The following is a 9,587-nucleotide window of genomic DNA, read 5'->3' on the forward strand; positions in this document are numbered from 1 at the left end:
GGAGTCCTTTTTTTGTCCATAGCTATAAGCTCTTTATCCACTGGCAGACCCAGTGGTTCTTTAAGCAACAGAAAAGGAGCGCGGCAGCCGCCGCGCTCCTTTTTTCTCTTGCTGTGGGGAGACTTATTTGGCGTACTCCACAACCTTGGTCTCCCGGATCATATTCACTTTGATCTGGCCGGGGTACTCCAGCTCTTCCTCGATCTTCTTGGCAATGTCCCGGGCCAGGAGCACCATCTGGTCCTCGCTGACCTTCTCGGGCGCCACCATAATGCGGACCTCCCGGCCCGCCTGGATGGCGAAGGACTTCTCCACGCCGGGGAAAGAGGAGGTAAGCTCCTCCAGCTTCTCCAGGCGCTTAATATAGTTCTCCAGATTCTCCCGCCGGGCGCCGGGCCGGGCGGCGGATACCGCGTCGGCCGCCTGCACCAGGCAGGCCACAATGGTGCGGGGCTCCACATCGTTGTGGTGGGCCTCAATGGCGTGGATGACGTCCTCGTTCTCCTTGTACTTCCGGGCCAGCTCCACGCCGATCTGGACGTGAGAGCCCTCCACCTCGTGGTCAATGGACTTGCCCAGATCGTGGAGCAGGCCGGCCCGCTTGGCCAGGGTCACGTCGGCGCCGATTTCGGCGGCCAGCAGGCCCGCCAGGTGGGAGACCTCGATGGAGTGGTTGAGCACGTTCTGGCCGTAGCTGGTGCGGTACTTCATGCGGCCCAGCAGCTTGATGAGCTCCGGGTGGAGACCGTGGACGTTGGTCTCGAACACAGCCCGCTCGCCCTCGGCCTTGATGGTGGCGTCCACCTCCCGCTTGGCCTTCTCCACCATCTCCTCAATGCGGGAGGGGTGGATGCGGCCGTCCTGAATCAGCTTTTCCAGGGCGATACGGGCGATTTCCCGGCGGACAGGGTCAAAACAGGAGACCGTAATGGCCTCGGGGGTATCATCAATGATGAGATCTACGCCGGTCATGGTCTCCAGCGTGCGGATATTGCGGCCCTCGCGGCCGATGATGCGGCCTTTCATCTCGTCATTGGGCAGGGGAACAACCGACACGGTGGCCTCGGCCACGTGGTCGGCTGCGCAGCGTTGAATGGCAAGGGACAGGATTTCCTTGGCCTTGGTGTCGGCCTCTTCCTTAAACTGGGCCTCAATCTCCCGGATTTTCATGGCGGACTCGTGGGTAACCTCGGTCTCCAGCTGGTTGATGAGATAAGCCTTGGCCTCCTCGGCGGTAAAGCCGGAGATCCGCTCCAGAACCTCCATCTGGGACTTCTTGACCGTAGCGACCTCCTCCCGGGCTGCCTCCAGCTCGGTGAGCTTGGTCTGGAGAACTTCTTCCTTTTTCTCCATGTTCTCGGTCTTGCGGTCCAGGGTTTCTTCCTTCTGCTGGAGCCGGCGCTCCTGCTTCTGCAGGTCGGCCCGGCGCTCTTTCTGATCCCGTTCAAAGTCGTTGCGGGCCTTGAGGATCTCCTCCTTGGCCTCTACCAGCGCCTCCCGCTTCTTGCTCTCGGCGCTCTTGATGGACTCGTTAATAATCCGCTTGGCCTCTTCCTCGGCGCTGGAGATCTCCTTTTCGGCGACCTGCTTGCGCCACTTGACGCCAAGGGCAAAGCCTATCAGCGCGCCGGCCAGCAGCGCGACGACAATTCCCACAATTAGCATCCAAATGGGTACCATCATAAGGGCTGAACACACCTCCTACTTTCTTAGTATGTATAAAGTCAGTTGTTTCATGGCATTGGCGGAGCTGGCGCTGCTTGTCCATTCCGCACAAAAATTGAAAAGCTACCCCTGCTGCTTTTCAAAAACTATACCTAGTCTATTTTAGTGCCGCCGCCCATTCCTGTCAAGATAATTCGTACTCGACAAAAAGTGAAAAAGGCGGAAAAATGCGGCAGAAGGCCGCTTTGGCCTCCTGCCGCAGAATTGAGTGCCCGCGCACTGAGGTTACAGCGCCTGGCGCAGCCGCGTATCGGCCTGCCGGAACAGTCTCCGTACGCTGCCCGGCCCTGCCGCCCAGCTGACCATCAGCCGCTCTCCCGCCCGGCCGGAGCCATAGACCTGGGCGCTGCGGGCTGCCGCCTGATCCGGGGCGGGTCCATCCCCCCTGGGCATCACTGCCGCAAAGGTACACCCGCCGATCCGGTAGAGGACACTGCCGGCGCCGCAGGCCAAACGCAGCGACTCCGCCGCTCGGGCAATGGTCTCGTCCCCCACGCGGTAGCCCCTGGTCTGGTTGACCTGTTCCATTCCCCACAGCTTGGCCAGCACCAGCCCTCCGGCAGGCCTTTTCCGCCCCAGAGCATGCCGGAAGGCCGCCCGGTTTTCCGCGCCGGTGAGCCAGTCTGCCGCCGCCATCGTACGGCGGGAGGCGGCGGCCATGAGTCCCCACAGCGCCGCCGTTCCCAATCCGCATGCAACCGCCCACTTTCTCCATGCTCTGTCCACGTGGTGTCCTCCGTTCTATGTTTTTGCTCTATTATAGTTTCGTTTTGTCTCTTCGTCAACTTTCAAATGAATATTTTTTCTTATTTTGATACATATTGAAACCTTGATTGTCTCTTATCCACATCTGACGTTATAATTTTTCATACAGGCGGGAGGTGAACACATGCTGGGCCAGCGTTTGCGTGTTCTGCGGCAGTCCCACGGAAAAACGCAGTCTGAGATTGCCGGACTGTTGAATATTTCCCGCTCAGCCTATGCACTCTATGAAGCTGGAAAGCGTCAGCTCAGCTATGACTCATTGGTCATTTTAGCTGATTACTATCAGGTTAGTCTGGACTATCTCTTTGGCAGAACTGATGTGCCGGAGCTTCAGCACTCCTTTACACCGGAGGAGCGCCGCCTGCTCTCCCGTTACCGGACTATGGACGGGCGGGGCAGAGAGACCCTGCAGGCCCTGGCCGACGCCGAGTGCTTCATTACCAGCGGAAAAAAGCAGTCTGTGCTGTAAAAAACTCCCTACCGTTTCCGGCAGGGAGTTTTTTCATTTTATCAGGTCATGGTAAAGAGCATCTTGGCCACCTCGCCCCGGCGGAGCGGATCGGCAGGCATAATCTTGTTGTCGTAGCCGCTGATAACCCCCTGGGCCACCAGGGTCCTGACATAGGCCAGGGACCAGTCTGGCACGCTGGCTGCGTCGTCAAAGGCGAGCTCAGCCTGGGCAAATCCCTGGGCCTGGACCCGGCCCAGAATGGTCATGGCCTCGGCCCGGCTGATGGTGGCGGAGGCGTTGGCGCTCAGGTTGCCCGCGCCGTCGCTGCTCCCCTTCAGATACCCCAGGGCGTACATGGTCTTGACCCCGGGCAGGGCCCAGTCGGGAATCTGGGCCGCGTCAACAAAGGGCAGCTCTACGCTGCTGTACTGGTCCATATCCACCCCCAGCCACCGGGCCACCATGGCGAAGAACTCACCCCGGGTGATGGTCCGGTCGGGCTGGAACTGGAGGGTTCCGTCTGCCTCGTTGGGTACGCCGGTGGTGATGCCCTGCTGGTAGAGGTAGTCGGCATAGCTGGCCGCCCAATGGCCCTGGGTATCGGTAAAGACGGCGGCGGCCGTCCCTGCGGCGCTCTGGGTGGCGCTGCCCCGGCCCAGGTTGCCCGAGGCGTCGGACACAGTGACCGTCACCCGATGGAGGCCGCTGCCGGCGGCAGGCAGGGCGGCTGTCAGGGTGGAGGTGCCGGCGTTCCAGGTGAAGTCCATGGCCTTGCCGTCATAGGTCAGGGTAATCTGGCTCTTGTCAAACTGCTTGTCCACGTCGTCGGACACCACGGCAGTGATGCCGCCGGACAGATTGACCGACACTGTGGGGCTGACGGTGTCCTGAATGGCCTCGTTGGAGGTGGTGATCTGGTCCAGGTACACCGTGCCGCTGGTGCTCGCTCCGCCGCTGTAAATAAAGTTGAAGGACCGGACGGCGGCGGCGTTGGCGGGCAGCTGGGCCGAGACATACTTCCAGCCGGTGAAGTTCAGGCTGGTAAGGGCCACCTCACTGGTGACGCCCTGCCGGTCGGCAATGGTAGCGGTCAGGCTGTTGCCTGAGCCGTCGCCGTAAATCCACAGGTTCAGCCACTTCTCCCCCTCGGCGATGGACAGGGTGGTCGTCAGGCTGGCGGTGCCGGCGGTCTGGGCGTCGTAGTCCACCCGGAGGCTGGCGCCGCCGCTGCGGACGTAGTCGGAGGCGGTCTCCTGGCTGAGCTGGACGGCTGCCGTGCCCCCCACAGAGGTAATTCCGCCCTCAAAGTTCTCCAGCAGCTTCACATGGCCGGCCACAGTGACGGGGATGGTCACGGTGGTCCCACCCGCCGAGACGGTCAGGCTGCCGCTGGCGGTCTTGTCGCCGGCGGTAATCACGCCATTTGCGTCCACTGTGCCCACCGCCGGATCCAGGGTCCAGGTGTAGCAGGTGTCCTGGGAGGTGAGGGCCAGGGTGCGGTAGACTGCGTTGGCCTTCAGATCAAAGGTGCCCCCCGGCTCCAGGTTGACGGAGGTCATGGCCGCGCCGCTGGCCTCGCTGGTAAGGGTAATGCTGTCCGGCTTCTTCACCACGGTCATGGTGGTGTAGCCGCTGGCCGCGCCGCTGGTGGCGGTGACCTGGGTGGTTCCGCTCTCACTGCCGGCGGTAAAGAGGCCGTTGGTGTCCACCGAGCCGTCTCCATTGCGGATGGACCAGGCGACGGGGACTGTGGTGTCCATGGCGTAGTAGGAGGTGTCCACCGGGGTGGCGGTGAGCTGCACCTGGGCACCAGAGAGCACCAGAGACTCGCTGGGGGTCACGTAGAAGCTGCCCAGCTCACCGGTGGGCTTCAGATCGGTGGTCAGGAAGAGGGCTACGCTGTTGGCCCGCTGGCTGCCGTCAGAGGGCTTGTTGAGGACGGAGAGGCTGTCCTCATCCGGATAGGTGGCGCCGATGGTAGTGGAGCCTCCGCCATCCAGGCTGATGGCGTCCACGCAACCCAGCTCCACCAGGCGCATGGCCACCTGGGTCAGGCTAGCGCCCACGCTGTACCCGGACTGCTTGCCGTCGATGGTGTAGAAAATCACGGTGCCGTCGGCCTTCACGCCCACGGCGGTGTAGGCCGTCTGGCCGGAGGGCAGGCTGGTCTCCACCTTGCCGGCAGTGACCAGCTTGTACAGTCCGCCCATGAGCTGGTCGGCCTCCTGCCAGATGGCTTCGGTGCTGGTCACGTCGATGTCAATCAGGTCCCCCGCCTTCAGGCTCTTCACATTGGACAGCCAGTAGGAGTTGGCCTGGTTGTTGATGGACAAAACCGCCTTGCCTGCCGGGATGGCGATGGATCCGGTGGACTCCAGCACCTGCTCCACCTTGTAAGTCACCCGGCTGCCGATCATGAGCTCACCGCTCTGGGTCAGGGTACCCTTGACCTCCTTGGCCGGGTCGGCCTCGCTGCCGGTCTGGGCGCCGGTGGTCAGGTCCTCGGAGCCGGTGATATCCCCGTCCGCGGCGGAGGACGCGCCGCTCTCCGCCGCCTCCTGGCTCTCCTCGGACACGTCCAGATCCACGTCCACGCTCTCCCCCACGTCGTCCAGCACAGGGGTAAGAATCACGTCGATACCGGGCTGGGTATTCTGGGTGGTGGCGCCGAAATCCTCGGTGAAGAGCACCATGCCGTCGCTGAGGCGGACCTTGTTGATGCCGCCGGTCACCTGGAAGGTGGTGTCGTGGAAGGTGGCTGTTACCGTCAGGTCGGGCTTTCCGATAAAGGCGGTGCCGTCGCTGCGGAAGCCGACGGCATAGTATCCCTGGTTGGTGGTGCCGGGTACGGAGCGGAGCACGCCGTCGGTAATGACCGCGCCCAGGGGCTCGCCGGTGGCCATGACGTACAGGTCGCCGTTGATGCCGCCTACCAGCCGCTTGCCCTGTTCCTCCAGCCGCTGGGCCATAGAGGTGAGGGTCTCCCGGCTGGTGATCTCATCGCCGTAGGCCACCACAGGGGTCACGTTCCTGTTGGGCGTATAGGTGAAATACCGCTCGGTCCGCAGGTCCGAGTATGTATCGCTCCAGAAAATCTGATGCGTCAGCTCAGTGCCCTCGGACAGGCTCACCGTCCCGGTCTGTATATCATGTCCCAGCGCCTCAGAGGCCCACGCCGCCGGGGCAAGCCCCAGGGCGGCAGCCAGTGTCAAAGCAATGGTGCGTCTGCGAATTGACTTCATGATCTCCTCCTGTCATGCGTGGTTACGCGCTGCGTTTGTTGGGCTTATGTCCTATTATGTTAACATAATCTTTCTCTATTGTAAACAATCCTTCTCCTGGCAATACTAAATTTTTTCGTCAGTTCTCCGGCTTTTTCCCCTCGTCTCCCGGCTTTTTCTTTCCAAAGGCCGCCTGTGCCTTGGGCAGCAGTTCAGACAGCGCCGCCTTTTCCTGCACCTCCAGCAGCTCGCCGATGAGCTGATTGGAAATGAGAAACCCCTGAGGGGTGAAGTGCCAGCGGGTGTCCTGCCGGGCGGCCCAGCCGTAGTGCTCGAACTCGGCCAGCTTCTGCTCGATGGGCTCAAAGTTCATATAGAACTGCCGGCGGTACTCCCACTCCTCAATGCCCCGGGTGGTGCGCATGCGGAGCATCAGATACTCCCCGCCCCGCTCCCGCTTGGGAATTATCTCAGACTCGTCAATGACCGTGCCCCCCTCCAGCACGCCGGCGATATAGCCGTCCAGGTCTTTGATAAAGGAGTAGCGCCGTCCGCCGAAGTCGGAATGGGCGCCGGGACCCAGGCCCAGGTAGGGTTTTCCCATCCAGTACTTCAGGTTGTGCCGGGACTGAAAGCCGCACCGGGCAAAGTTGGAAATCTCATACTGGCGGTAGCCTGCCTGCTCCAGGCGATCCACCGCCCACAGGTACATATCTGCCTGGGCATCGTCGTCGGGCAGGATCTCCCCCCGGGCCACCCGGTGCCAGAGGGGGGTGCCCTCCTCCACCTTCAGCCCGTAACAGGACAGATGCTCCGGCTTCAGTGCCAGAATCTGCTCTACGCTCTCCTTCCAGGAGGCCATGTTCTGGCCAGGCAGGCCGTAAATCAGGTCCAGGGACAGATTTTTAATCTTGGCCTCCCGGACGGCGGCCACCGCCTGACAGGTCTGCGCAAAGGTGTGGGGCCGGTGGATGGCCCGCAGCTCCTGGTCGCAGGCGGTCTGGGCCCCCAGGGAGATCCGGTTCACCCCGGCCCGGCGGAGATGCCGCAGCATTTTCATGTCCACGCTGTCCGGGTTGGCCTCCATGGTCACCTCGGCCTCCCGGCTCACGTCAAACCGCTTCTTTACCGCCCGCACCAGCTCAACAATCCGCTTCTCCCCATAAAAGCTGGGAGTGCCGCCGCCAAAATAGATGGTATCCACCTGATACCCCTTGGCGAAGGGCGCCGTCTCCTTAATGTGGGCCAGCAGGGCCTTCTGGTAGTCGTCCATCCGGTCCTCCCGCCCCGCCAGGGAGTAAAAGTCGCAGTAGTCGCACTTGCTGCGGCAGAAGGGGATATGGATGTAAATACCCAGCTTTTCCATCATAGAGGGGCACCTCGTTCCTTGGTTTCTAAATTAGGTATTATACCCTCTCCGCCCCCCTCACTCAAGGGTGGAAATGTGAATTTTCCGGACAGTGGGAATTTTTCCGGTTGTCCTTGACTTTCATGTAAAGTGTGCTATACTTTTATCGTAAAGCGAGCTTTACTTTTCTGCGAGGAGGGATGTATTCTTTGAAGAACCGCATCGCCCAGCTGCGAAAGGCGGGCAGGATCACCCAGGAGGAACTGGCTGAGGCTGTGGGGGTCACCCGGCAGACCATCATCTCTCTGGAGAACGGGCGGTACAACGCCTCCCTACTGCTGGCCCACAAGCTGGCCCAATACTTTCACCTGACCATTGAAGAGCTGTTTGTATTTGAGGAGGATGAGACATGAACCGCCCCAGCCATTTCCTGACCCCTCTGTTCCGGTTGGGTGTCCTGCTGTTCTGCGCCGGAACTGCCGGTGAACGCCTCTCCCTGCTGCCCGGCGGAGCCTGCGCCTTTCTGTGCGGCGCAGGGGCAGCTCTGGGCCTTTGGGGGCTCTTCCTGCGCGCTCCCCTGGCCCGTCCGCTCCGCGCCTGGAAAAGCAACATTTTGAGGAGGTTTTAACCATGCTGCTTCGTCTCTTTTCCGCCGGTTACGGCGACTACATGGCGGTGCTCCGCCGCCGCTGCTGGCTTTTTGGGCTGTGCATCGTTCTGGGTCTGGCTGCCGCCTGCGCCGGCTTTGTCATGGCCGCTGTCGGCGCGCCCCTGCCCGAGAGGGCCATGGGCTTTTATGCCGGTTTCGGCACCGGTGTGGCCGCCTGCGGCGCGGTCGGTCTCATCGGTACCCGGCGCACCATGAAAGACCCCAAGCGACTGCGCGCCTCCGAGATCAAGGAGACCGATGAGCGCGGTCATGAGGTGACCCGCCGGGCTGTAGCCCTCACCTCTCTGGTGCTCATTGTGTTGATTTACGTGGCCATGATGGTATCCATTGCGGTGAATTTCACCGTGTTCCTCACCCTCATCGCCGCTGCCGCGGTGTTTTTTGTGGTGTTTCTCTCCTCCATGGCCTACTATAACCGCAAGCTGTGAGGGCGGACATGCATTCCCCCCGCCGCCTCTCCCTTACGGTGACCAGCGAGCAGGCGGGCTGGAAGGTGGACGCCCTTCTCCGGGGCCCTTTGGCCCTGTCGGGGACAGTCATCCGGCGGGCAAAGCGGCTGGAGGCCGGCATTCTGCTGGACGGTGTCCGGGCCGCGGCGGGGGACCGGGTGCAGACCGGGCAGCTGCTGTCCGTGGTGGTGGGAGACACGGCGGTATCCGGGGCCGTTGTCCCCGCTCCAGGCTCCCTGGACATTGTGTATCAGGACCAGGATGTGCTGGTGCTCAACAAGGCCCCCGGCGTTGCGGTCCACCCCGGTCCGGGCCATCATTTCGATACAATCGGTAATTTTCTGATGGATTATTACAGAAAGCAGGGGATTTTGGCGGATTTCCACCCGGTCCACCGGCTGGACCGGGGCACCTCCGGACTTCTGCTGGTGGCCCTCCACAGCCACGCCCAGGAGGCGCTCAGGCTCCAGCTTCATACCCCCGCCTTCCGCCGGATATACCTGGCGGTGTGCGAGGGCGTCCCGGAGCCGCCATCCGGCGTCATTGACGCTCCCATCGGCCGGCTGGAGGGCTCCGTACTGGCCCGCACCGTTCGGCCTGACGGCCAGCGGGCTGTCACCCGCTACCGGACTCTCCGGACCGGGGACGGCCGCGCCCTGCTTCGGCTGGAGCTGGAGACCGGACGCACCCACCAGATCCGGGTTCACCTGGCCCATGTGGGCCATCCCCTCACCGGGGATTTCCTCTACGGCACTGAGGACCCCTCTCTTATCCCCCGCCCCGCCCTCCATGCGGCGGAGCTCTCGTTCACCCACCCCATCACCGGCGCTTCCATGACCTTTGCCGCCCCTCTCCCCCAGGATATGGCGGCTCTGGTGCCGGAAGAATAGTCACAACCTCCGGCTAAGCCGGAGGCTTGATTAAGCCCTATAAGGGCATAATACAGACAATACCCCTA

General features: G+C 62.1%; 9 protein-coding genes. 5 read left to right on the forward strand and 4 right to left on the reverse strand.

Annotation, left to right across the window (positions count from 1 at the left end):
* Positions 1-123: 123 nt before the first annotated feature.
* Entirely contained in the window at positions 124-1,680 is a 1,557-nt protein-coding gene (gene rny / locus Q0K06_RS13150) for a ribonuclease Y (RefSeq protein WP_294553403.1), read from the reverse strand.
* Positions 1,681-1,950: 270 nt separating this feature from the next.
* Complete coding sequence (locus tag Q0K06_RS13155; protein WP_294553382.1) at positions 1,951-2,451, reverse strand: GGDEF domain-containing protein; 501 nt, start codon at positions 2,449-2,451, stop codon at positions 1,951-1,953.
* A gap of 163 nt (positions 2,452-2,614) precedes the next feature.
* Between Q0K06_RS13155 and Q0K06_RS13160 the strand changes: the two genes are divergently transcribed.
* Complete coding sequence (locus tag Q0K06_RS13160) at positions 2,615-2,959, forward strand: helix-turn-helix transcriptional regulator (protein WP_294553385.1); 345 nt, start codon at positions 2,615-2,617, stop codon at positions 2,957-2,959.
* A 41-nt stretch (positions 2,960-3,000) separates the two neighbouring features.
* Here the strand turns inward: Q0K06_RS13160 and Q0K06_RS13165 are convergent, their stop codons facing one another.
* Positions 3,001-6,183 (reverse strand): phosphodiester glycosidase family protein, encoded by a 3,183-nt coding sequence (locus Q0K06_RS13165; RefSeq protein ID WP_294553388.1) that lies wholly within the window; start codon positions 6,181-6,183, stop codon positions 3,001-3,003.
* Positions 6,184-6,301: 118 nt separating this feature from the next.
* Positions 6,302-7,531 (reverse strand): radical SAM family heme chaperone HemW, encoded by a 1,230-nt coding sequence (gene hemW / locus Q0K06_RS13170; RefSeq protein ID WP_294553390.1) that lies wholly within the window; start codon positions 7,529-7,531, stop codon positions 6,302-6,304.
* Between the two features lie 188 nt (positions 7,532-7,719).
* On the opposite strand from hemW, the gene Q0K06_RS13175 reads away from it, so the two are divergent.
* The 4 genes from Q0K06_RS13175 to Q0K06_RS13190 are packed head-to-tail and all read left to right on the forward strand — an operon-like array spanning position 7,720 to position 9,519.
* The gene (locus tag Q0K06_RS13175) at positions 7,720-7,923 is read left to right on the forward strand and encodes a helix-turn-helix transcriptional regulator (protein ID WP_294553393.1); all 204 of its coding nucleotides are present in this window, start codon (positions 7,720-7,722) and stop codon (positions 7,921-7,923) included.
* The gene (locus tag Q0K06_RS13180; protein WP_294553395.1) at positions 7,920-8,138 is read left to right on the forward strand and encodes a hypothetical protein; all 219 of its coding nucleotides are present in this window, start codon (positions 7,920-7,922) and stop codon (positions 8,136-8,138) included. Before Q0K06_RS13175 ends, Q0K06_RS13180 begins: the two co-directional genes overlap by 4 nt.
* A gap of 2 nt (positions 8,139-8,140) precedes the next feature.
* A complete protein-coding gene (locus tag Q0K06_RS13185; RefSeq protein WP_294553397.1) occupies positions 8,141-8,608 on the forward strand; it encodes a hypothetical protein in 468 nt (155 codons plus the stop codon).
* Positions 8,609-8,616: 8 nt separating this feature from the next.
* Positions 8,617-9,519, forward strand: coding sequence for an RluA family pseudouridine synthase (locus Q0K06_RS13190; RefSeq protein ID WP_294553400.1), 903 nt, complete (start codon positions 8,617-8,619; stop codon positions 9,517-9,519).
* The last annotated feature ends 68 nt before the right edge of the window (positions 9,520-9,587 follow it).

The sequence above is a fragment of the uncultured Pseudoflavonifractor sp. genome, from assembly GCF_944387805.1.
Lineage (GTDB): Bacteria > Bacillota > Clostridia > Oscillospirales > Oscillospiraceae > Pseudoflavonifractor.

What these genes read in the sequence shown, in the direction of transcription:
- rny (WP_294553403.1), bottom strand. Translation starts at nt 1,680, where the DNA reads ATGGTACCCATTTGGATGCTAATTGTGGGAATTGTCGTCGCGCTGCTG.
- Q0K06_RS13160 (WP_294553385.1), top strand. Translation starts at nt 2,615, where the DNA reads ATGCTGGGCCAGCGTTTGCGTGTTCTGCGGCAGTCCCACGGAAAAACG.
- Q0K06_RS13185 (WP_294553397.1), top strand. Translation starts at nt 8,141, where the DNA reads ATGCTGCTTCGTCTCTTTTCCGCCGGTTACGGCGACTACATGGCGGTG.
- Q0K06_RS13165 (WP_294553388.1), bottom strand. Translation starts at nt 6,183, where the DNA reads ATGAAGTCAATTCGCAGACGCACCATTGCTTTGACACTGGCTGCCGCC.
- Q0K06_RS13180 (WP_294553395.1), top strand. Translation starts at nt 7,920, where the DNA reads ATGAACCGCCCCAGCCATTTCCTGACCCCTCTGTTCCGGTTGGGTGTC.
- hemW (WP_294553390.1), bottom strand. Translation starts at nt 7,531, where the DNA reads ATGATGGAAAAGCTGGGTATTTACATCCATATCCCCTTCTGCCGCAGC.
- Q0K06_RS13190 (WP_294553400.1), top strand. Translation starts at nt 8,617, where the DNA reads ATGCATTCCCCCCGCCGCCTCTCCCTTACGGTGACCAGCGAGCAGGCG.